This window comes from Streptomyces sp. NPDC002076, assembly GCF_053593835.1.
Window position 1 is genome coordinate 211126 of record NZ_JBSFDI010000012.1, and the last position, 21878, is coordinate 233003.

A 21878-nucleotide genomic window follows, 5' to 3' on the forward strand; every position below is an offset into this window, starting at 1 on the left:
CCCCCCTCTTCGAACACCTGGCTACCTCACCAGCCCGTGCTGCTTCGCATAGGCGTTCGCCACGTCCTCGGGGTCCTTCTTGTCCTTGTCCACCTGCCGGTTGAGCTCGGTGAGCTGGGCCGTGGTCAGCAGGTTGCCGAGCCGGGCGAGCGCCTTGCGGACGGTGTCGTCGGCCTTGCGGTCGGCGATGAGCGGGACGATGTGCTGGCTGGGGATGAGGTGCGCGGGGTCGGTGAGCACCACCCAGTCGTTGGCCTTGATGTCGGTGTCGGTGGTGAACAGGTTCGCCACGTCCACATCGCCCTTCTTGAGCGCGCCCTTGACCAGCGGACCGTCGGAGTCCAGCGACTTGAACTCCTTGAACTCCACGCCGTACACGTCCTTCAGGCCGACCGCGCCGACCTGACGCTTCTTCACCTCGGGGGCGGCGCCGATGACCAGCTTGCCGTTCTGCTTCTTCAGATCGGCGAGGGACACCAGGCCGTACTTCCGCGCCGTCTCGCGGGTGACGACGAAGGCGTCCGAGTCCTCCGCCATGCCGTACGGCAGCACCTGGAGGCCGGCCGGGAGGGCCTGGGTGAGGGCGTTCTGCATCTCACCCGACTCGCTGGCCGTGACCTTCGGGGCGAGGTAGTTGAGCAGGGCGCCCTGGTACTCGGGCAGCAGGTCGATGTCGCCGCCCCTGAGAGCCGGGATGACGATCTCGCGGGTGCCGAGGTTGGGGCGGACGGTCGTCTTCACTCCGGCGCCCCGCAGGGCGGCCGCGTAGAGGTAGCCGAGGATCTGGTTCTCGGTGAAGTTGGCCGTGCCGATGGTGACTCCGCCCTTGCTGGAGCCGGCACCGCCGGCGGCGGAGCCCTGGCCGTTGAGGGAGGTGATGCCGCTCGCGCAGGCGGAGAGGGCGGGGACGGAGGCGACCGCGAACAGGCCGCCGAGGACAGTGCGTCGGTTCATGTCAGGTTTTCCCTACGCGGTGCGGTGGCGGAAGAGGAAGCGCTGGAGGCCGGCGAGGGCCACGTCCAGGACGACGGCGACGAGGGCGACCAGCACCGCGCCGCCGAGCACCTGGACCAGGTCGCGCTGGGCGAGGCCGTCGAAGACGTAGCGGCCCAGGCCGCCGAAGGAGACGTACGCGGCGATGGTCGCCGTGGCCACGACCTGGATCAGGGCGAGGCGCAGGCCCGTCATGATCAGCGGCAGCGCGAGCGGCAGCTCGACCTGGAGGAGGACCTGGTGGCCGCGCATGCCCTGGCCGCGCGCCGCGTCCCTCACGTCCGGGTCGACGGCGGTCATGCCGGCGTAGGTGTTGGTGACGATCGCCGGGACCGCGAGGGCGACCAGCGCGACGTACACCGGCAGCATCGACAGGCCGCCGGCCAGGAAGACCAGCACGACCAGGCCGACGGTCGGCAGGGCCCGGCCGAAGGAGGCGAGGTTGATCGCGAGGAACGCGCCCTTGCCGGTGTGGCCGATCAGCAGTCCGAGCGGCAGGCCGATGGCGGCGGCGATGAGCGTGGCCAGCAGGGAGTACTGGAGGTGCTCGGCGAGGCGGTGGGCGATACCGTCCGGGCCCGTCCACTGGGAGCCGCTGGTCAGCCAGGTGCCGAGGTTCTTGAGGAGTTCGTACATCAGGCTCGCCTCCTGGCCCAGGGGGTGAGGGCGTACTGGACGGCGACCAGCGCCGCGTCCGCGACGACCGCGAGGAGCAGGGTGAGGACCACTCCGGCGATCACCGGGGTGGGGAAGTTGCGCTGGAAGCCGTCGGTGAAGAGCTGGCCGAGGCCGCCGTCGCCGATGTAGGTCGCGACGGAGACCAGGGAGATCGACATGACGGTGGCGATCCGGACGCCCGCCATGATCACGGGGAGCGCGAGCGGGAACTCGACCGTGAGGAGCGTGCGCAGGGGGCGCGTGCCCATCGCCTTCGCCGCCTCCTTCACCTTCACGGGGACCGAGTCCAGGCCCTCGACGGTGTTCCGCAGCAGGACGACCAGGGTGTAGACGGTCAGGCCGGTCACGGTGGTGGTGCGGGTCAGGCCGCTGACCGGCAGGAGGAGTACGAAGATCGCGATCGACGGGATCGTGAACAGGACGTTGGACGCGCCGAGCAGGAAGCCGCGCAGCCGGGGGATCCGGTGGGCGACCACGGCCAGCGGGAGCGAGATCAGCAGGCCGAGGGCGACGGCCGTGAGCGCGGCCTGGAGGTGGGAGAGCGTGAGGGTGGTGAGGTCGTCGGTGTGGGCCGATATCCAGGACCAGTCGATCGTCATGCGGCCACCCTCACTTCGGCGTGGGCGCGCCCGGCGTGCTCGTGGATGTCGTCACGGGAGGAGACCCCGGTGAGCACGCCGTCGGCGTCGACCCGGGCGATCAGTCCGGTGGGGGAGGCGACCGACTCGTTGAGGGCGGAGAGAAGGGAGTCGGTGTCCCTGAGCGGGCGGACCGGGAGCTCGGCGTCCTTCGAGGCCCAGTGGAGCGGCTTGTTCCGCGCGTCGAGTACGAGGGTCCAGGCGCCGCCTTCGGGTGCCGGGCCCTGGGGGACGTCGGCGAGGGTCTTCAGGGAGAGCAGCTTCAGGCCGCGCTCGGCGCCGAGGAAGCCGGCCACGAAGTCGTCGGCCGGGCGGGCCAGGAGTTCGGCGGGCGGGGCGCACTGGACCAGATGGCCGCCCGTGCGGAACACGGCGATCCGGTCGCCGAGCCGCACCGCCTCGTCGATGTCGTGCGTGACGAAGACGATGGTCTTGCTCAACTCCGCCTGGAGCCGGAGCAGTTCGTCCTGGAGCTGGGTGCGGACGACCGGGTCGACCGCACCGAACGGCTCGTCCATGAGCAGCACCGGCGGGTCGGCGGCGAGGGCGCGGGCGACGCCGACGCGCTGCTGCTGGCCGCCGGAGAGCTGGTGCGGGTACCGCTTGCCGGCCTCGGGGGCGAGGCCGACGGTCTCCAGCAGTTCGGCGGCGCGGGCCCGGGCCTTCTTCCGGTTCCAGCCGAGCAGCAGCGGGACGGTGGCGATGTTGTCGAGCACCGTGCGGTGCGGGAAGAGGCCGGCCTGCTGGATGACATAGCCGATGGAGCGGCGCAGCTCCGCCGCGTCCTGCCGGGTGACGTCCTTGCCGCCGACGCGGATGGTGCCGGAGGTCGGCTCGACCATCCGGTTGATCATCCGCAGGGTCGTGGTCTTGCCGCAACCGGAGGATCCGACCAGGACGGTGATACCGCCTTCCGGCATCTCCAGGCTGAGGTCGTGGACTGCTGTCGTGCCGTTGGGGAAGCGCTTGTGGACCGCGTCGAACTGGATCATGAGATGTCCCTTGCCCGGCTGTATAACGTCATGCAGAGTTCTTGGTGTGTGAATAGCTTGTCAACGGTTCGGCGTTAATCCGCTGTAACGGTTGACCACAAAGCAAGAACGGGTGTCCTGGTTGAGGGGAGTTTGGGCGTGATGTCGTCTCGCATCGTGGACGCACCGGTGTCCGTGCCGTCCGCGCGGTCCGCGGCCGTGGTCCTGGACGGGTCCGGACTCGGCGTCGAGGACGTCGTGCGGCTCGCCGACGGCGCCGCGCATCCCGTCCCCGAGGCCGACGCGATGCGGCGCGCGGAGCGCTCCTGGAACGCCGCCCGGCAGATCGCCGCCACCGGACGCGTCTACGGCCGTTCCACCGGCGTGGGCGCCAACCGGAACGAGGACGTGCCCACCGAGGCCGCCGCCGGCCACGGTCTGCGCCTGCTGCGCAGCCACGCCGGCGCGATCGGCGAGGAGCTTCCCGCCCGCCAGGTGCGCGCCATGCTCGCCGTCCGCGCCAACCAGCTGCTGGCCGGCGGCGCGGGCCTGAGGCCCGGCGTGGTCACCGCCCTGTGCGAGGCCCTGGAGTCCGGGGCGCATCCGGTCGTCAACGAGTTCGGCTCCGTCGGCACCGGCGACATCGCGGCCCTGGCCCAGCTCGGGCTCGCGCTCGCCGGCGAACACCCCTGGCGCGGCACGGGCGCCCCCGCGCCACAGCCCCTCGACAACAACGACGCCCTCGCCCTGATCAGCAGCAACGCCCTCACCCTCGGTCAGTCCGCGCTCGCCCTGCACGAACTGCGCGGGCTCATCGGCGCCACCCAGGTCGTCGCGGCCCTGTCCCTGCTCGCCGTCGACGGCTCCCACGAGGCGTACGCCGCCCCCGTGCACGCCGCCCGCCCGCATCGGGGCAGCACCGAGGTGGCCCGGCGGATGCGGGAACTGATCGGCGCCGCGGACCGGCCGACCCCACCGCTCGGCCGGATCCAGGATCCCTACGGCTTCCGCTGCCTGCCCCAGATCCACGGCCCGGCGCACGACGCCGCCGACGCCCTGGAGCAGGTCCTCACCGTGGAGATCAACGCGGCCGCCGAGAACCCGCTGATCGCCCCCGAGGACCTGGCCGCCTACCACCACGGCGGCTTCTACCAGGCCCAACTCGCCCTCGCCCTGGACCACTTCAGGCTCGCGCTGACCCAGGTGGCCCGGCTGTCCACCTCCCGCCTGTCCACCCTCAACGAGCCCGCCTACACCCGGCTGCGCCCCTTCCTCGCCGACCACGAGCCGGCCTCCTCCGGCGTGATGATCCTGGAGTACGCGGCCGGGGCGGCCCTCGGCGATCTGCGGGCCTTCTCCGCGCCCGCCTCGCTGGGCCACGCTGTACTCTCCCGGGGCGTCGAGGAACAGGCGAGCTTCGCCTCGCTCGCCGCGCGGCAGACTCTGCGCGCGTGCGGTGCGTATCGTCTGGTGGTCGGCTGCGAGCTCGTCGCCGCCGTCCGCGCACTGCGCCAGCGCGACCTGCGGCCCGACCCCGGGCTGCCGGCCGGCCGGGCGTTCGCGCTCGCCGAGTCGGTCCTCGATCCCGACCCGGCCGACCGGCCACTCACGGACGACGTGACGGAGGCGGCCGCACTGCTCGACCGGTTCACGGACATCTGGAGGGGGAGCGCGTCATGAGCGTGGACAGGACTGTGGACAGAAGTCCCGAGGCGACGGGGGTGACGGACAGCCCCGCGGGCCGGCTGCAGGCCCTCTTCGAGGGGCACCGGCTCACGCCGACCCAGCGCCGGATCGCGCACAGCATGGTCCGGCGGGCCGCCGACGTGCCGTTCCTGTCCAGCGTGGAGCTGGCCGAACTGGCCGGGGTCAGCCAGCCGTCGGTGACCCGGTTCGCCGTGGCGCTCGGCTTCGATGGCTACCCCGCCCTGCGCAAGTACCTGCGCGAGGTCGTACCCGCCGAACCGGCCGCCGAGGCGGGCGCCTTCAACGAGTACCAGCAGGCCGTCGAGGCCGAGATCGAGAACCTCAGGCACCTCGCCGACCTGCTCGCCGACCCGCGCCCGGTGCAGAAGGCCGGCCGGATCCTGGCCGCCTCCCGCCCGCTGCCGGTGCTCGGCCTGCGCGCCGCCGCCTCCCAGGCGTACGGCTTCGCCTACTTCGCCGCCAAGGTCCATCCGGACGTCCGGCTGCTCAACGAGGGCGGCACCATGATCCAGGACCGGATCGACGCGGCCGTCCGCGCGGGCGCCTCCGCGCTGCTGTGCTTCGCCCTGCCCCGGCATCCGCGTGAGGTCGTCGACACCCTCGCCTACGCCAAGGACGTCGGCCTGACGACCGTCACGGTCGCCGACTCCGCGTTCGCGCCGGTCGCCAGGTACTCCGACCTGCTGCTGCCCGCCGCCGTCGGCACCGGGCTCGCCTTCGACACCGCGTGCGCGCCGATGCTGCTCGGACGGGTGCTGCTGGAGGCGGTCTGCGACGACCTGCCCCAGGCGCAGGCACGGCTGGAGGAGTTCGACGCCAAGGCCGCCGCGCGGGGCCTCTTCGTGGAGTGACGGCGCGGCGCTCTCATGTTCGTCTCACGTTCGGCCGCTAGCTTCCCCAGGAGACACAGGCGCTTTGCGGACACGTGACACGGGAGGCTGACGTGGCGCGCGGAGGACAGGGGCTGGCCCGGGTGGCCGTCGTCGTACGGGCTGGGGCCGCACCGCTGTGGTGGTTCGGGGTGTTCGCCGCGGGGATCGGGATGCTGCTGCCCGGGCTGACCGGGCGCCGGATCGGAGTGCTCGCCGGTGCCGCGCTGTTCCTCGTCGGCGCGGCGGTCGTGGCACTGGTGCGCCGGGGCCGGTACGCCGCACTTGCCCGCGGCGCGGTCCGCGCGGGCAAGTACGACGTGCTGCAGGACCGTGCGGTGACCGTGCGCAACTGGCGCCGGGGCCACCGCTGGTGGCTGCTGCTGGCCTTCGCCGTGGCGCTCGGCTCCGCCCTCGCGGTGCCCGCGGCCGGCGGCATGCTGCTGGCCGGGCTCGGCACCGGGCTGCGGCTGAAGGCCGCCTGGATCGGGCGCCGCGAACGCGCCGGGCAGACGCTGCTGTGGGTGCGCGTCGACTGGCTCGACCGGCGCGGTGGGTGCCCGGCGGGCAAGGCGGTGAAGGGCCTGCGCGGTACGGGCATCGCGGCCGGCGACGCGGCCCCTGGCGGGTCCCGCCGCCGTACCGCGGCGCTGGTCTAGCTCTCGCCGGGGCTCAGACCTCCAGTTCCTGCTCGATCTTCTTCAGCTGGTGCCGGGCCATCGCCAGGTTGGCCCGGGAGGCGTCGAGGACCAGATAGAGGAACAGGCCGTTGCCGCCCCGGCTCTTGAGCAGGCGGATCAGGTGGTACTGGTCGGTCAGCGTGATCAGGATGTCCTCGATCCCGCCCTTGAGGCCCAGCATCTCCATCGCGCGCATCTTGGCGCGGACCACGTCGGTGTTGCCCGCGGCGGCCACGTTCAGGTCGAAGCTCTTGCTGCCGCCCATCGTGCCCAGCGCCATCCCGCTGGTGTAGTCGACGAGCGCGACGCCGGTGGCGCCCTCGATGGAGGTGAGGGCTTCCTTCAGCGCGGTCTCGGTGTTGGCCATGGTGGATCCTCTCGGAAGGTTCAACTGTCGGTTGCGGTGTGCGCGTCGGTATTCGTGGCGCGGGGCGTGCGGGTCGTGCGGGTACGGGTCGGGGGTGCGGAGCTGACGGCGCCCAGGGGCCGCCCGGCCCGCCGGGCCTGCCGGGCCGCGGCGTCGGCGGCGTCGAGCAGCTCCCCGATGCGGGCGCCGGAGCGACGGCCCTCCAGATGCAGCCGGCCGACGTTCACCCGGTCCTGGGCGAGCAGGGTCAGTACGGCGGTGCGGCCGGCCGCGTAGGTGGCGACATAGCCGCGCTCACCGCGCACCAGCAGCTCCCGGAAGCCGCCGTTGCGGGTGGCGTCGGCGACCCGCACGGCGACGCCGAGCGCGGCGGCGGTGAGGGCCGCGAGGCCCTCGGGGTCGACCCCGGGAGTGTCGTGGGCGACGACGAGACCGTCGACCCCGGCCGCCAGGGCGCCGGTGAGCTGCGGTACTCGGTTGCGCAGCCGGTGCAGTTCGTCCAGGACGGCCCCCAGGTCCTCCTCGGACACCATCAGCTCTCTCCTCTCGGCGGGGCGGTGCCGTTCAAAGCGCCTCCAGCGCATCCCTGAGCCTCTTCAGCAGCGCGATGTCGGGGTCGGTGACCGGGGGTGGGAGCGGCGGTGCGAGCGCCGTGACGACGGGTGTGACGGGTGCCGCCGGTGCGACATGGCCGGCGGACACGAGCCGGCGTACGTCGACCAGCGTGTGGAAGGCCTGCCGGCCCAGGTTCCGGGCGATCCCGGCGGCCGTGCGGACGCCGTCCACGCGGTCCAGGACCGCCCGCTGCCGGGGCGTGACCGGCGCGGCAGCCCGTGCGGCGGCCGGGTCCGCGCGGATCAGCGGGGCGGTGTCGGCGGCCGGGTCGGGCCACAGCCGGTGCAGCAGCAGCCGGCGGCGCAGCGTCTCGCGTTCCAGGGCGACGACCGGCACCGAGGGCAGCGGGCCGAGGCGGGGCGCGCGGTCGTAGCGGAAGCGGCCCGGGGCGCTGCTCGGGGCCAGCGCGAAGTACCCGGCGTCGTAGAGCGCGTCCAGATGGCACAGTTCCAGCGCGCCCGCGGGCAACACACCTGAATCCAGCAGGAGTTCGGCGGCCTGCAGCGGGCCGGAGGTCTCGGCGGCGGCCCGCTGCCAGGCGGTGGCCGCGAGGGTGCCGTGGGCGGTGAGGAGCACGTCGAGACCGGGGGCGAACGGGCTCTCGGCGTGCACCACCCGGCCCTCGGCGAGATACAGGGTGCCGTGCTCGCGGACCAGGACGCCGGTGGCGCGCTCCTCGGCGAGCCGGGTCAGCATCGGCGACAGGGCCCGGCCGGCCGACTTGTCCCGCACCGGCAGCGGGGGCGGAGGTATCTGCACCAGGGTCATCCCAGCACCAGCCGGGCCGCCATCTCGCCGAGCCGGATCCGGGCGAGCGCGAGATTGCCCTCCTCGCGGCCGAGCCACAGGTGCAGGAAGACACTGCTGTCGAAGGTCGTGTCCACGAACCGCAGCAGGTGGTAGCTGTCGCGGTTGCTGACGATCACGTCCTCGACGGTCGGGTGCCCGTCGTCCGTCTGGGTCGCGAAGGCGCCGTGCTCGGCGGCCATCCGGGCCAGTTCGGCGGCCTCGGCGGCGGTCGTCTCGTGATCGCCGCCGGGCGCCTCCCCGACCGTGCCGAGGGCCAGTCCGCTCGTCCAGTCCACCAGCGCCGCTCCCCGGGCACCGGGCAATCGCATCGCTTCCAGCAGACACTCGTCGATTCCGGGCACCGGTGGTTCCCCTCCCGCCTGGTTCTCCGGTTGAGTGACAGCGACACTACGCACCGTGCGCGGGAAAGGGGGAGCCTTTGGCATTTTCCAGTGGAACGTGCTTCCGGCGTACTAGTGTGGGTCAACTAGCCTCTGGGTCCAGCGAGTTGATCCATTCGTTCGAGGGGTGCCGGGGGTGCGTCAACGGCTGCCCGGCGCGGGGAGGGTGGTGAGCGCGTCCGTGTGCGCCCCGCCGGACTCCGCCACCACCTCGGCGACGGTCTGCGGCTCCCGTACGGTCGCGAAGGCGACGCCCGACGAGCCGTCCGGCGCGAAGCCGTAGATACCCGGCCGGACAAGGGAGTTGTAGGCGTAGTGATGGGCGAAGTAGTACGCGCCCGTGTCCAGCGCCGCCGCGTAGTCGCCCTGCTCCAGCAGGGGCAGCGCCCGCCCCTCCGCCAGCAGGTCGCCCGAGAAGCAGGCCGGCCCGGCCACGTCCTGCACCACCTCGGGCCCCGGCTTCGGCCGCCCCTTGGCGTCGTACGCGGCGATCCGCAGCGGCCACGCCCCCGGCGCGTACACGGTCCGCGTCGCCACCTGCACGCCGGCGTGTGTCACCGCGATCCGCCGCCCGCCCGCGCTCTTGGCGTACTCCACCCGGGCCACCATCGTCCCCTGCTTGGCCAGCAGCGACCGCCCGAACTCGGTCACCAGCCCGTACCGCCCGTCGAACAGCCCCGGCACCTCCTCGGCCAGCAGCCGGGCGTACTGCGCGTACGAGGGTGCCGTCGCCTCGGCCGCGAAGTTCACCGGCAGTCCGCCGCCGATGTCGAGCGTGTCGATCTGCCGCCGCCCCGCCCGCTCGTTGATCTCCTCCGCGAGCGCGTACGTCTCCGCCACGCCCCGTGCCAGCAGCGCCAGCGGGATGCCCTGCGAGCCGGTGTGCGCGTGCAGCCGGGTCAGCCACGGCCGGTCCAGATAGGCCCGTACGACCCACTCGCGCGCCCCCTCGTCGCGCAGTGCCACCCCGAACTTGGAGGTCTCCGTCGCCGTCGAGGTGGCCCCGATCGTGCCGCCGCCGACCTGCGGGTTCACCCGGAGGCCGAGCGGGGACGCGGTCGGCGCGGACCGCACCAGGGCGTCCAGGCGGTCCAGCTCCTGCGGGTTGTCGGCGTTCACCGCGATCCCCAGGGCCAGCGCCTCGCGCAGCTCGGCCGGGGTCTTGGCGGGCGAGTCCAGCACGGTCCGGGCCGCCGGCACTCCGGCCGCGCGGGTCAGCGCCAGTTCGCCCGGGCTCGCCACCTCCGCGCCGATGCCCGCCTCGTGCAGCAGCCGCAGCACGGGCACCAGCGGGCTCGCCTTCACCGCGAAGGCGTGCAGCATCGGTGTCCCGGGCGGCACGACGGCGTCGAAGGCCGCGCGCAGCGCCGCCGCCGACTCCCGGATCCCGGTCACGTCCAGCAGCCCCACCACGGCCGCGTCCGGCCCCAGCAGCCCCTGCTCCACGGCGGCCCGCACCGCCTCGTCCCGCCGTGCGGCGCGCTCCTGCGCTTCCCTTTCGAGGTCCCGCTCCACGGTCTCTCCCCTCGTGTCCCCTCGTACCCGTCTCGCGTACATCAAGCCAAACACCGACGGCGCGCGGACGGGGTCGCCCCGATGTATTGACTAGTTCTATTCAGAACGCCAGGATGTGAATAGAGATTGCAACAGGAGGAGGCAGACGATGTCGGGACCCCGCCCCGTACGAGCACCGCGCGGCACGGAACTGAGCGCCCTGGGATGGCAGCAGGAAGCCGCGCTGCGCATGCTGCAGAACAATCTCGACCCGGAGGTCGCGGAGCACCCCGACAAGCTCGTCGTCTACGGCGGCACCGGCAAGGCAGCCCGTGACTGGCGCTCCTTCGACGCGATGGTCCGCACCCTGAGGACCCTCAAGCAGGACGAGACCATGCTGGTCCAGTCCGGCCGCCCGGTCGGCGTGATGCAGACCCATGAGTGGGCCCCGCGCGTCCTGATCGCGAACTCCAACCTGGTCGGCGACTGGGCCAACTGGGAGGAGTTCCGCCGTCTGGAGGCCCTCGGCCTGACCATGTACGGCCAGATGACCGCCGGTTCCTGGATCTACATCGGCACCCAGGGCATCCTCCAGGGCACCTACGAGACCTTCGCCGCCGTCGCCGCGAAGAAGTTCAACGGCACCCTCGCCGGGACCATCACCCTGACCGCCGGCCTCGGCGGCATGGGCGGCGCCCAGCCCCTCGCCGTGACCATGAACGACGGCGTCGCGATCTGCATCGACTGCGACCCGCGCGCCATCGAGCGCCGCATCGAGCACCGCTACCTCGATGTCAGGGCCGACTCCCTCGACCACGCGCTCCAGCTGGCCACCGAGGCGCGCGACGCCCGCCGCCCGCTGTCCATCGGCGTCCTCGGCAACGCGGCCGAGCTGGTCCCGCAGCTGCTCGCGATGAACGCCCCCATCGACATCGTCACCGACCAGACCTCCGCCCACGACCCGCTGTCCTACCTGCCGGTGGGCGTGGCCTTCGAGGACATGGCCGACGCCGCCGCGAAGGACCCGGCCGGCTTCACCACCCGTGCCCGCGAGTCCATGGCGAAGCACGTCGAGGCCATGGTCGGCTTCATGGACGCCGGCGCCGAGGTCTTCGACTACGGCAACTCCATCCGCGGCGAGGCCCAACTGGCAGGCTACGACCGGGCGTTCGCCTTCCCCGGCTTCGTCCCCGCCTACATCCGCCCGCTGTTCTGCGAGGGCAAGGGCCCGTTCCGCTGGGCGGCCCTGTCCGGCGACCCCGCCGACATCGCCAAGACCGACAAGGCGATCCTGGAACTCTTCCCGGAGAACGAGTCCCTGGCCCGCTGGATCAAGATGGCCGGCGAGCGCGTCCACTTCCAGGGGCTGCCCGCGCGCATCTGCTGGCTCGGCTACGGCGAGCGCGACAAGGCCGGCGAGCGCTTCAACGACATGGTGGCCTCCGGCGAGCTCGCCGCTCCGCTGGCGATCGGCCGCGACCACCTGGACTGCGGCTCGGTGGCCTCGCCGTACCGCGAGACCGAGGCCATGCTCGACGGGTCCGACGCGATCGCCGACTGGCCACTGCTGAACGCCATGGTGAACGTGGCCTCCGGTGCGTCGTGGGTCTCCATCCACCACGGTGGCGGCGTGGGCATGGGCCGGTCCATTCACGCCGGGCAGGTGACGGTGGCCGACGGCACGAAGCTGGGTGGCGAGAAGATCCGGCGCGTGCTCACCAATGACCCGGGCATGGGCGTCATCCGGCACGTGGACGCGGGATACGACATCGCGGAGTCGGTGGCCGGGGAGCGCGGTGTCCGGGTGCCCATGCGCGAGGGTGACGACGCGTGAGTTTCCACAGCATGTGGGCGGAGCTGCTGCCGATCGGCCGCAGCTCCGCCTCCGGCGGCTACCGGCGCTACGCCTGGACCGGCGCCGACGCCGACTGCCGGGCGTGGTTCAAGGAGCAGGCCGAGGCACGCGGATTGATCTACGAGGTCGACCGCAACGGCAACCAGTGGGCCTGGCTCGGTGACCCCGCCGCCGGGGACGCCGTCGTCACCGGGTCCCACCTGGACTCCGTGCCCGACGGTGGTGCCTTCGACGGACCCCTCGGTGTGGTGTCCTCCTTCGCGGCCCTCGACGAGCTGCGGAGCAGGAACGCGCGGTTCGCCAAGCCCCTGGCCATCGTCAACTTCGGGGACGAGGAGGGGGCCCGGTTCGGGCTCGCCTGTGTCGGGTCGCGGCTCACCGCCGGGCAGCTGGCCGTCGAGCAGGCCCACCGGCTCACCGACGCCGACGGGGTCAGCCTCCCGCAGGCCATGGAGGCCGCCGGATACGACCCCGAGGGCATCGGGGCCGACCCTGAGCGGCTGGCCCGGATCGGCGCCTTCGTCGAGCTGCACGTCGAGCAGGGACGGGCGCTGGACCTGTCCGGCGACCGGGTCGGCATCGCCAGTGCCATCTGGCCGCACGGCCGCTGGCGGTTCGACTTCCGGGGCGAGGCCAACCACGCCGGCACCACCCGGCTGGTCGACCGCCGCGACCCGATGCTGTCCTACGCCGAGACCGTGCTCGCCGCCCGCCGGGAGGCCGAACTCGCCGGTGCCGTCGCCACCTTCGGCAAGATCGCCGTGGAGCCCAACGGGGTCAACGCGATCCCCTCCCTCGTGCGCGGCTGGCTCGACTCCCGCGCCGCCGACCAGGACACCCTGGACACGGTGGTCGGGGGCATCGAGAAGGCCGCGCGGGAGTACGCCGACGCCCACGGCATCGAGCTCGACGTCGTCCGGGAGTCCTTCACGCCCGTCGTCGAGTTCGACCACGCCCTGCGCGACGAACTCGGCCGCATCCTGGGCAAGGACACCGGCCTGAAGGTGCCCGTCCTCGGGACCGGGGCCGGACACGACGCCGGAATCCTCTCCGGCAGCATTCCGACCGCCATGCTGTTCGTGCGCAACCCCACCGGTGTCTCGCACTCCCCGGCCGAGTTCGCCGCCGAGGACGACTGCGTGGCCGGGGTGTGCGCGCTCGCCGACGTACTGGAAGGGCTGGCCTGCAGGTGACCAAGCGGACCTACTGGCTGGAGCACGCCTGGCTCGGCCGATGCGTCGAGCCGGGGGTCGTGGTCGAGACCGAGGGTGGGCGGATCGGTGCCGTGCGCACCGGGGCGCCCACCCCGCCGCCCGGCGCCGAGGTGCTGCGCGGGCTCACCCTGCCGGGGCTCGCCAACGCCCACAGCCACGCCTTCCACCGGGCGCTGCGCGGCACCGTCCAGGTCGGCTCCGGCACCTTCTGGACCTGGCGCGAGGTGATGTACTCCGTCGCCGACCATCTGACCCCGGACACCTACCACGCCCTGGCGCGCGCGGTGTACGCCGAGATGGCCCTGGCCGGCGTCACCTGCGTCGGCGAGTTCCACTACGTGCACCACGCGCCCGGCGGCACTCCCTACGCCGACCCCAACGCCATGGGGGAGGCGCTGATCGACGCCGCCGCCGAGGCCGGCATCCGGATCACCCTCCTCGACACCTGTTACCTGTCCTCCGCCATCTTGAACAAGCACAGTGGCGAGCCGCCGAACACCCACCAGCTGCGGTTCTCCGACGGCAGCGCGGAGGCCTGGGCCGAACGCTGTTCAGTTCTCAAGGAGCGGGATCACGCGCGGATCGGGGCGGCGATTCACTCGGTACGGGCCGTGCCCGCCGGGCAGTTGGCGACCGTGGCGCGGTGGGCCGAGGAGCGGCGGGCCCCGCTGCATGTGCACCTGTCGGAGCAGACCGCCGAGAACGACGCCTGCCTCGCCGCGCACGGCTGCACCCCCACCCGGCTGCTCGCCGACCACGGCGTCCTCGGGCAGCGCACCACCGGTGTGCACAACACCCATCTCACCGACGAGGACATCGCCCTGCTCGGCGGCTCGGGCACCGGCACCTGCATGTGCCCGACGACCGAGCGGGACCTGGCCGACGGCATCGGTCCGGCCGTCGCCCTGCAGCGGGCCGGCTCCCCGCTCTCCCTCGGCTCCGACAGCCACGCCGTCATCGACCTGCTCGAAGAGGCGCGCGCGATGGAGCTGAACGAGCGGCTGCACACCCGCACCCGGGGCCACTGGACGGCCGCCGCCCTGCTGCGGGCCGCCACCGCCGACGGCCACGCGGCTCTCGGCTGGGGCGAGGCCGGCACCCTGGAGCCCGGCGCCCTCGCCGACTTCACGACGATCGCCCTGGACTCGGTCAGGACAGCGGGCCCGCTGCCCAGGCTGGGCGCCGAGACGGCCGTATTCGCCGCGACGGCAGCGGACGTACGGCATACGGTCGTCGGCGGACGGCATGTCGTACGGGACGGGGCGCATACGCTCGTACCCGACGTGCCGCAGGCCCTCGCGCGGGCAGTCGAAGCCCTTCGCTCCTGACCACCACCCACGAGGACACCATGAGCAGCAGCACCGTCATCACCAACATCGCCACGCTGGTCACCAATGATCCCTCCCTCGGTGACGGCTCCCCCCTGGGCCTGGTCCAGGACGCGGCCGTCGTCATCGAAGGCGACCGCGTCGCGTGGACCGGTGAATCCAGCAAAGCACCCGCCACTGACAATCGGGTCGACGCGGGCGGCCGGGCGGTGCTGCCGGGCTTCGTGGACTCCCACTCGCACCTGGTCTTCGCCGGAGACCGCACGCAGGAGTTCAACGCCCGCATGTCCGGCCGCTCCTACACGGCGGGCGGCATCCGCACCACGGTCGCGGCCACCCGGGCGGCGAGCGACGCGGACCTGGAGGCCAACCTCACCCGTTACCTCGACGAGGCCCTCCGCCAGGGCACCACGACGTTCGAGACCAAGTCGGGCTACGGCCTGACCGTCGAGGACGAGTACCGCGCGCTGCGCCTCGCGGCCCGGCACACCGACGAGGTGACGTACCTCGGCGCGCATGTCGTCCCGCCCGACTACGCCGACGACCCGGCCGCCTACGTCGCCCTGGTCACCGGCGAGATGCTGGACGCCTGCGCGCCGCACGCCCGCTGGATCGACGTGTTCTGCGAGAAGGGCGCCTTCGACGGCGACCAGGCCCGCGCGATCCTCACGGCGGGCAGGGCGAAGGGCCTGCACCCCCGTATCCACGCCAACCAGCTCTCGTACGGCCCCGGCGTCCAGCTGGCCGTCGAACTGGACGCGGCGAGCGCCGACCACTGCACCCACCTGACCGACGCGGACGTCGACGCCCTGGCGAACAGCGACACGGTCGCCACCCTGCTGCCGGGCGCCGAGTTCTCCACCCGCGCCGAGTGGCCGGACGCCCGCCGCCTGCTGGACGCCGGCGTCACGGTCGCTCTGTCCACGGACTGCAACCCGGGCTCGTCCTTCACCTCCTCGCTCCCCTTCTGCATCGCCCTGGCCGTCCGCGACATGCGGATGACCCCGGACGAGGCGGTCTGGTCGGCCACGGCGGGCGGTGCGGCGGCCCTGCGCCGCACCGACGTCGGCCACCTCACCCCCGGCGCCCGCGCCGACCTCACCCTCCTGGACGCCCCCAGCCACGTCCACCTCGCCTACCGCCCGGGCGTGCCCCTGGTCAGCGGGGTGTGGCGGCGCGGCGAACGCGTGGTCTGAGCGGGGACCGGCGGCGGAGCAAGGCCCGCCTCACCGCGCCCCCGCCCGCCACCGCTGCTCCCCGCCGTCGGACAGAGGCTGGAGGGACACGTCGTAGCGGCCGTCCGGGGTCACCGCTGTCTCGATGGCGATGTTCGGGCGGATCGTGCCGTCGGGGTCGATGGTGAAGCGGAGGTTCTCGCCGTTGCCGCCGTAGACCGAGTCGCAGGTCCAGATACCCACGCCGCGGTCGGTCGAGCCCCGGCTGTCCAGGCAGAAGTCGTCGTCGGCCGCCGACCGCAGCACGCCCAGGTAGGTGTCGAACCGCCAGCGCTGGGTGTCCGCGGAGGAGCAGGGGGCCGTGATGACGTCGTTGCCCTGGGACACATCGCCGTCGCGGATGTCCAGGCAGCGGCCCGTCGCCAGGTTCACCACCTGGGTGAAGGAGGCGCCGGGCGGTGCGAACGAGGGCGACGGCTTGGGAGTGGGCTTTTGGGTGTGCGGCGGGTGCGTGGCCGTGCGGGACGGGCTCGGCGTGGCGGACGACGGCCTGGGCGAGGGGGACCTCGTGGGGGACGGCGACGGGGACGGGGAGGGCGAGGCCGTCGGCGTCGCGGTCCTCGTCACCGGGGGCGGGGTGGGCGTCGCCGCGGTCGGCTGCTGTTCGTCGGTGTGTGCCGGGGTGAGGAGGAACACCAGGAGCGGGGTCAGGGCCACGCCCAGGGCCGCCGAGGCCAGCAGGACACGGCGCCGGGGCGGCCAGGACGGACGTACGGCGGCGAGGCGGGGGGCGGCCGGGGGTTCCGCGGCGCGTATGTACGCCGTTCCCTGCCACGGCAGCAGGCCCTCCGCCAGGGCCTGCCGGGGCGAGTCCCGCAGGGCCCGCAGATCCTCGAACGCGGCCGTGCAGTGCGGGCAGCGGGCCATGTGGGCGTCCAGGTCGGCGCTGTGGCGCGGGCCGTCCGGCCGTACCGCCTCCTCGATCAGCCGGCGGAAGTCGGCGCAGCGCGGGTCGTCGGAGGCGGCGAGACGGTGGCGCAGACAGGCCTGGGCCAGGGCCTTGAGGGCCTGCGGGGTGCCGTAGGCCACGTCGACGCCGCTCAGGCCGAGGAAGGCGGCGGTGCGGTCCTGCGGCTCCGCCTCCAGCACGCCGTACCAGATCAGGCCTTGGGTACGGGAGGGCAGCGAGCGGAACGCCGGGAGCAGCGGCGGGGTGGGGCCCTCGGGCAGGCCGGAGGCGTTCAGGACGAGCAGCAGTCCGGGGTCGAGGCCGGCGGAGCGCTCGTCGCGCGCCCAGCCGGCCGCCAGCCGTGCGGTGAGCAGCAGCAGCCGGTGGCGCAGCGGGACGGCGGGGTCGACGCCGCGGGCCGTCTCGCGGGCCGCCGTGGTGAAGACCTCGGCCGCCAGCCGGCGGGCGGCCGACTCTCCCGCGGCGCACAGCCGGGCGTAGACCAGGACCGCCGGGTCGTGCCGGCGGCGCAGTTCCTGCAGGGCGGGGTACGCCGTCGCCGTGGGGGAGCGGAGCAGTTCGGTCAGCCGGGTGTCCGGCGCGTTCTCGAGTTCCCCGGGCGTCCCGGTGTCGCCCGTCTCGGTTCCGCCCGTTCCGGCCCCGTCCCCCTGAGCCATGCGTCCAGCCTCCTCGCACCCCCGGGCACCGCGCCGTTGCGGCCCCGGTCTGACATACCGGCCAGTAGCCAGTTAGGGGGGCCATAGTGGTCGAGGGGGGCGGCCGGGAAAAGAGGTTTCCGCGGGTAACCACATAACGGTTGGGACCACGGGGCGAGTTGGCCGGAAGAGCGGCCCGGAACCGGGATTGGCATGCGCAGTCCGGGATACCCGTGCCACTCGGAGAGGTGGGTCCGGCGGCGGAACGCCGCAGCGGCCCGGCATCGGTGGCCGGGCCGCTGCGCAGGCGTCACAGCAGCGGACGCGGAGGTCACTCCTCGAGTGTCAGACCCTTGCGCAGCCGTACCAGCGTGCGCGACAGCAGCCGGGACACGTGCATCTGGGAGATGCCGAGTTCCTCGCCGATCTCCGACTGGGTCATGTTCGCCACGAACCGCAGGGAGAGGATCTTCCGGTCCCGTTGCGGGAGTTCGGCGATCAGCGGCTTGAGGGACTCGACGTACTCGATGCCCTCCAGCCCGTGGTCCTCGTACCCGATGCGGTCCGCGAGCGCGCCCTCCGTCTCGTCCTCCTCGGGCTGGGCGTCCAGCGAGGAGGCGGTGTACGCGTTCGAGGCGGCCATGCCCTCGACGACCTCGTCGTTGGAGATGCCGAGCCTCTCGGCCAGCTCCTGGACGGTCGGGGCCCGGTCCAGCCGCTGGGCCAGCTCGTCCCCGGCCTTGGCCAGGTCCAGGCGCAGCTCCTGCAGCCTGCGCGGAACGCGCACGGACCACGAGGTGTCGCGGAAGAAACGCTTGATCTCGCCGATGATGGTCGGCATCGCGAAGGTCGGGAACTCGACCCCGCGGGAGAGCTCGAAGCGGTCGATCGCCTTGATCAGGCCGATGGTGCCGACCTGGATGATGTCCTCCATCGGCTCGCTGCGGGAGCGGAAGCGGGAGGCGGCGAACTTGACGAGCGCGAGGTTGAGCTCGACGAGCGTGTTGCGGACGTACGAGTACTCGTGCGTCCCTTCCTCCAGCGACTGAAGGCGCTCGAAGAGGGTCTTGGACAGGGCCCGCGCGTCGACCGGGCCGATCTCGTCGTACGGGGGGATCTCCGGGAGTCCCTCGAAGGGCTCGAGGGCGTCGATGGGATGATCCAGTTGTTCCGGTGGGGGTGTCGACGTCGCGAGCGGGGTATGCGATGCGTCGAGCCGGGGTGACATGGTGTCCTCCATCGTTCTCGGCATACGGCTGCCGAAGCCATGCGTGCACTGCGGTGTGCGGCGCCTCCGAAGCCGGCGTGTAGGAGTAGGTGTCCTACTAGCCCTACCTGCTCGACCGAGCCGATCGCAAGTGCGTCCTGTTCGGGTATGTCCGGTTCTGTGAGGTTCTTCAGGTGCCGGAGTGTGCAGGGAGGGCGTAATGTTCGAGACCAGTCAGCGTCCGCGACCTCGGGAGAGACGGCATGGACCACGGGACGGTCGGCAGCGCACAGTCGGGCCGGCTTCTGGTGGAGGTGCGGGAAGAGGGCTCCAGCGCCGTTGTGACACCGGCGGGTGAGCTCGATCACCACACCGCCGATCTTCTGCGTGAGCCTCTCGACGACCTTCTGGCCAAGGGCTTCTCACGCCTCGTCGTGGACTGCACCCGCCTGGAGTTCTGCGACTCCACGGGGCTGAACGTCCTGCTCGGAGCCCGGTTGAAGGCCGAGGCCGCCGGGGGCGGGGTCCATCTGGCGGGGATGCAGCCGGTGGTCGCCCGTGTGTTCGAGATCACCGGAGCCGAGGCGGTCTTCACCGTGCACGACTCCGTGGAGGCGGCCCTGGCCGACGGCGCCGGCTGAGTCCGCCGTCCCCGCCCTCCCGCGCGCCACCGGCCCCGGGCGCCCGTTTCCGGCACGCCGAAAACGGGGGTGTTGTGCCGGATCGGCCGGGCAGGAGAGGGCAGGAGAAGGCGGGGAACCCCCTGACGACCGCCGGCCCGGACCGCCCCGGCACCGGCGAAACGACTGGACGGGACGTACGTGCGACGGACGGGCGAGCGGGACACCCCGCGCGGACAGCGGCCGGAGGGCCTGCGCACAGCGGGCGGACGACGTACGGACCGGCCGGCACGGAGCAGTGCCGGCCCTTTGAATCTGAACTGGTGAATCGGTGAGGTGAAGCGCTGATGAGCACCACCCGGCCTTGCTCGCCGGGCGACCGCGGCCCGGAGCCCAGCGGCGCTTCCGGGGCGTCCGAGGAGGGTGCGCCGACGACAGGCGCGCCCACGGGGGCAGCCGCGCCGTCCGTGCCGCCCGGCCCCGCCGACGGCACTCAGGGCACCGGCGGGCCGCAGGTCCGCAGGATCGGCCTCGCGGGCGAGAGCGGGGTCGTACCGCTCGCCCGCGACTTCGCCCGCCAGGCGCTGTACGCATGGGGCTGGCTGCCCGCCGCGGGCGCCGACCGGCGAGCCGCGGCCGAGGATGTGCTGCTCGTCGTCTCCGAACTGGTCACCAACGCCTGCCTGCACGCCGAGGGCCCCGACGAACTGCTCCTGGCCTGCGACAACAAGGTGATCCGGATCGAGGTCTCGGACCGCGGTGCCGGCCAGCCGGCCCCTCGCACCCCGCACCGCGCCGGCCGCCCCGGCGGCCACGGCATGTTCATCGTGCAGCGGCTGTGCCTGGACTGGGGTGTCGTACGCGCCGCGGGCCGGCCGGGCAAGACGGTGTGGGCGGAGCTGGGTGCCCCGGCGTGAGCGCCCCGCTTCGGAGCGCGCGGAAATTCGCTTTCCTGTGGGTACGAGCCTTCCTACCCTGGGTGCAACGCGCTGACGGAGACGAGTAGCCCGGGCCCAGCGAGCCGAGAGAGCCGCCACCCGCTGTGAAGGCGGCCTCGCACCCCGGTGTGAATCCCCTCCCGAGTGCGGGGAGGAACGGACCGCCGCGCCACGACGGCCCCCATGCCCCGCCGGCCGGCCCCCGTCATCGGGCCCGACGAGGCCGTCGTAGACGGCGAAGGCGTGGTGGCACCGCGAGCACCCTCTCGCCCACGCCCCGAGGGCACCGACCCGGGGCGGACCGTGCCGCCCCGCCGACCAGTTGGGCAGCACCATGCTTGACGTCACCCTCATCCGACAGCACCCCCGACGCGTCCGCGAAGGCCTCGCCAAGCGAGGCCTCGACGTGGACCTCGACGCCTTCCTCGACCTCGACGAACGGCTGCGCGAGGCCCGTACGGCCCTGGAGCGGCTGCGCGGCGAACGGCGCCGCGTCTCGGCGGACGTCGCGGCCCGCCGCCGGGCCGGCGAACCGGCGGACGAACTCCTCGGCAGGGCCGCGGAACTGGCCGGCCGGGTCGCGGAGGCGACCGCCGCGCACGGCAGGCTGGACGCCGAACACCGCGCGTTCCTCGACGGCCTGCCGAACCTCCCCGACCCGGACGTGCCCGCGGGCGGCAAGGAGCACAACGAGGTCGTCCGCACCGAGGGCACCCGTCCGGAGTTCGGCTTCCCGCCCCGGGACCACGTGCAGCTCACCGAGGACCTCGCACTGGTCGACCACCGGCGCGGCGCCGCGCTGGCCGGCAGCGGGAACTGGGTCTACCGGGGCGAGGGCGCCGCGCTGGAGTGGGCCCTGCTCAACCACTTCCTGGACGGCCACCGGCGGGCGGGCTACACCTTCGTGCTGCCGCCGCACCTGCTCACCTGGCAGGCCGGCTACACCGCGGGCCAGTTCCCGAAGTTCGCGGACGACGTCTTCGTCACCGACCGCTCGCCCGACGGCCGCCCCGAGCGGTTCCTGCTGCCGACCGCCGAGACCGCGCTGGCCGCCCTGCACCACGGCGAGACCCTCGACGAGGCCGAGCTGCCGCTCAAGTACGTCGCCTACACGCCCTGTTACCGCAAGGAGGCCGGCGGCTACCGCACTGCCGAGCGGGGCACCCTGCGCGGGCACCAGTTCAACAAGGTCGAACTGTTCCAGCTCACACGGCCCGCCGATTCGGACGCGGCTCAGCGGGAACTCCTCGGCCGCGCGGAGGAGTTGGTGGCCGGCCTCGGCCTGCACCACCGGGTCACCCGGCTCGCCGCCGGGGACACCAGCGCCGCGCAGGCCAGGACGTACGACGTGGAGGTCTGGCTGCCCAGCCTCGGCGCCTACGTCGAGGTCAGCTCGGTGTCGAACGCCCGCGACTACCAGGCCCGGCGCGGCGGCATCCGGTACCGCCCGGCGGGCGGCGGCAGGGCCGGGTACGTCCACACCCTCAACGCCTCGGGCCTGGCCACCAGCCGTCTGGTGCCGGCCCTCCTGGAACAGCACCAGCGGGCCGACGGCAGCGTCGCCGTGCCCGAGGTGCTGCGGCGCTGGGGCCTGCCGGAGGTGCTGCGCAGGCCCTGAGGCCCGGGCCGGCCCGGGCCCACCCTCCACTCCAGCCACGCGTCACACACGCCGGATCGCCACAACTCCGGCGTGTGCTGCGTCTTCCCTCCTCGCGGCGCCGGGCGTACCTTGAC

At 73.1% G+C, this 21878-nt stretch carries 21 protein-coding genes; 10 read left to right on the forward strand and 11 right to left on the reverse strand.

Annotation, left to right across the window (positions count from 1 at the left end; all coding sequences use genetic code 11):
• Positions 1 to 21: 21 nt before the first annotated feature.
• Genes ACWCQS_RS25675 through ACWCQS_RS25690 form a run of 4 tightly spaced genes read right to left on the reverse strand, consistent with a single transcriptional unit; the run spans position 22 to position 3301 of the window.
• Entirely contained in the window at positions 22 to 954 is a 933-nt protein-coding gene (locus tag ACWCQS_RS25675; protein ID WP_451006617.1) for an ABC transporter substrate-binding protein, read from the reverse strand.
• Between the two features lie 12 nt (positions 955 to 966).
• Entirely contained in the window at positions 967 to 1629 is a 663-nt protein-coding gene (locus ACWCQS_RS25680) for an ABC transporter permease (protein WP_450984028.1), read from the reverse strand.
• Positions 1629 to 2270, reverse strand: a complete 642-nt coding sequence (locus tag ACWCQS_RS25685) for an ABC transporter permease (RefSeq protein ID WP_351807415.1) — start codon at positions 2268 to 2270, stop codon at positions 1629 to 1631. The genes ACWCQS_RS25680 and ACWCQS_RS25685 overlap by 1 nt, the downstream gene beginning before the upstream one ends.
• Positions 2267 to 3301 carry an ABC transporter ATP-binding protein gene (locus ACWCQS_RS25690; protein WP_451006618.1) on the reverse strand — a complete coding sequence of 345 codons (1035 nt, stop codon included), beginning with the start codon at positions 3299 to 3301 and terminating at the stop codon, positions 2267 to 2269. Before ACWCQS_RS25690 ends, ACWCQS_RS25685 begins: the two co-directional genes overlap by 4 nt.
• 141 nt (positions 3302 to 3442) lie before the next feature.
• Between ACWCQS_RS25690 and ACWCQS_RS25695 the strand changes: the two genes are divergently transcribed.
• The 3 genes from ACWCQS_RS25695 (at position 3443) to ACWCQS_RS25705 (ending at position 6515) form a co-directional block, all read left to right on the forward strand.
• Positions 3443 to 4960 carry an aromatic amino acid ammonia-lyase gene (locus tag ACWCQS_RS25695; protein WP_451006619.1) on the forward strand — a complete coding sequence of 506 codons (1518 nt, stop codon included), beginning with the start codon at positions 3443 to 3445 and terminating at the stop codon, positions 4958 to 4960.
• Complete coding sequence (locus ACWCQS_RS25700; RefSeq protein ID WP_451006620.1) at positions 4957 to 5838, forward strand: MurR/RpiR family transcriptional regulator; 882 nt, start codon at positions 4957 to 4959, stop codon at positions 5836 to 5838. Before ACWCQS_RS25695 ends, ACWCQS_RS25700 begins: the two co-directional genes overlap by 4 nt.
• A gap of 92 nt (positions 5839 to 5930) precedes the next feature.
• Positions 5931 to 6515 (forward strand): hypothetical protein, encoded by a 585-nt coding sequence (locus tag ACWCQS_RS25705; protein WP_451006621.1) that lies wholly within the window; start codon positions 5931 to 5933, stop codon positions 6513 to 6515.
• A 13-nt stretch (positions 6516 to 6528) separates the two neighbouring features.
• Here ACWCQS_RS25705 and ACWCQS_RS25710 read toward each other — a convergent pair whose 3' ends face one another.
• The 5 genes from ACWCQS_RS25710 to ACWCQS_RS25730 all read right to left on the reverse strand — a co-directional run bounded on the left by ACWCQS_RS25710 (position 6529) and on the right by ACWCQS_RS25730 (position 10223).
• Positions 6529 to 6903: a hypothetical protein gene (locus ACWCQS_RS25710; protein WP_450984024.1), complete on the reverse strand. Its 375-nt coding sequence runs from the start codon at positions 6901 to 6903 to the stop codon at positions 6529 to 6531.
• Positions 6904 to 6923: 20 nt separating this feature from the next.
• Positions 6924 to 7436, reverse strand: coding sequence for a roadblock/LC7 domain-containing protein (locus tag ACWCQS_RS25715; protein ID WP_451006622.1), 513 nt, complete (start codon positions 7434 to 7436; stop codon positions 6924 to 6926).
• 31 nt (positions 7437 to 7467) lie between these two features.
• Complete coding sequence (locus ACWCQS_RS25720; protein ID WP_451006623.1) at positions 7468 to 8286, reverse strand: transcriptional regulator; 819 nt, start codon at positions 8284 to 8286, stop codon at positions 7468 to 7470.
• A complete protein-coding gene (locus tag ACWCQS_RS25725; protein WP_388631893.1) occupies positions 8283 to 8669 on the reverse strand; it encodes a hypothetical protein in 387 nt (128 codons plus the stop codon). Before ACWCQS_RS25725 ends, ACWCQS_RS25720 begins: the two co-directional genes overlap by 4 nt.
• Before the next feature lie 180 nt (positions 8670 to 8849).
• On the reverse strand, positions 8850 to 10223 hold the full coding sequence (locus tag ACWCQS_RS25730; protein ID WP_451006624.1) for a diaminopimelate decarboxylase: 1374 nt from the start codon (positions 10221 to 10223) through the stop codon (positions 8850 to 8852).
• Positions 10224 to 10371: 148 nt separating this feature from the next.
• Between ACWCQS_RS25730 and hutU the strand changes: the two genes are divergently transcribed.
• Genes hutU through hutI form a run of 4 tightly spaced genes read left to right on the forward strand, consistent with a single transcriptional unit; the run spans position 10372 to position 15795 of the window.
• Entirely contained in the window at positions 10372 to 12036 is a 1665-nt protein-coding gene (gene hutU / locus ACWCQS_RS25735; RefSeq protein WP_451006625.1) for a urocanate hydratase, read from the forward strand.
• A complete protein-coding gene (locus tag ACWCQS_RS25740) occupies positions 12033 to 13250 on the forward strand; it encodes an allantoate amidohydrolase (RefSeq protein ID WP_451006626.1) in 1218 nt (405 codons plus the stop codon). The genes hutU and ACWCQS_RS25740 overlap by 4 nt, the downstream gene beginning before the upstream one ends.
• Positions 13241 to 14599, forward strand: coding sequence for a formimidoylglutamate deiminase (locus ACWCQS_RS25745; RefSeq protein WP_451006682.1), 1359 nt, complete (start codon positions 13241 to 13243; stop codon positions 14597 to 14599). The genes ACWCQS_RS25740 and ACWCQS_RS25745 overlap by 10 nt, the downstream gene beginning before the upstream one ends.
• Before the next feature lie 20 nt (positions 14600 to 14619).
• Positions 14620 to 15795 carry an imidazolonepropionase gene (gene hutI, locus ACWCQS_RS25750; RefSeq protein WP_451006627.1) on the forward strand — a complete coding sequence of 392 codons (1176 nt, stop codon included), beginning with the start codon at positions 14620 to 14622 and terminating at the stop codon, positions 15793 to 15795.
• A gap of 30 nt (positions 15796 to 15825) precedes the next feature.
• Here hutI and ACWCQS_RS25755 read toward each other — a convergent pair whose 3' ends face one another.
• On the reverse strand, positions 15826 to 17400 hold the full coding sequence (locus ACWCQS_RS25755; RefSeq protein ID WP_451006628.1) for a ricin-type beta-trefoil lectin domain protein: 1575 nt from the start codon (positions 17398 to 17400) through the stop codon (positions 15826 to 15828).
• A 310-nt stretch (positions 17401 to 17710) separates the two neighbouring features.
• Positions 17711 to 18607 (reverse strand): RNA polymerase sigma factor SigF, encoded by an 897-nt coding sequence (locus ACWCQS_RS25760; protein ID WP_451006683.1) that lies wholly within the window; start codon positions 18605 to 18607, stop codon positions 17711 to 17713.
• A gap of 242 nt (positions 18608 to 18849) precedes the next feature.
• Here ACWCQS_RS25760 and ACWCQS_RS25765 point away from each other — a divergent pair, with 242 nt between their 5' ends.
• The 3 genes from ACWCQS_RS25765 to serS all read left to right on the forward strand — a co-directional run bounded on the left by ACWCQS_RS25765 (position 18850) and on the right by serS (position 21762).
• Positions 18850 to 19227: an STAS domain-containing protein gene (locus ACWCQS_RS25765; RefSeq protein WP_451006629.1), complete on the forward strand. Its 378-nt coding sequence runs from the start codon at positions 18850 to 18852 to the stop codon at positions 19225 to 19227.
• A gap of 326 nt (positions 19228 to 19553) precedes the next feature.
• Positions 19554 to 20123 (forward strand): ATP-binding protein, encoded by a 570-nt coding sequence (locus ACWCQS_RS25770; RefSeq protein WP_451006630.1) that lies wholly within the window; start codon positions 19554 to 19556, stop codon positions 20121 to 20123.
• A gap of 355 nt (positions 20124 to 20478) precedes the next feature.
• The gene (serS, locus tag ACWCQS_RS25775; RefSeq protein ID WP_451006631.1) at positions 20479 to 21762 is read left to right on the forward strand and encodes a serine--tRNA ligase; all 1284 of its coding nucleotides are present in this window, start codon (positions 20479 to 20481) and stop codon (positions 21760 to 21762) included.
• Positions 21763 to 21878 lie beyond the last annotated feature (116 nt).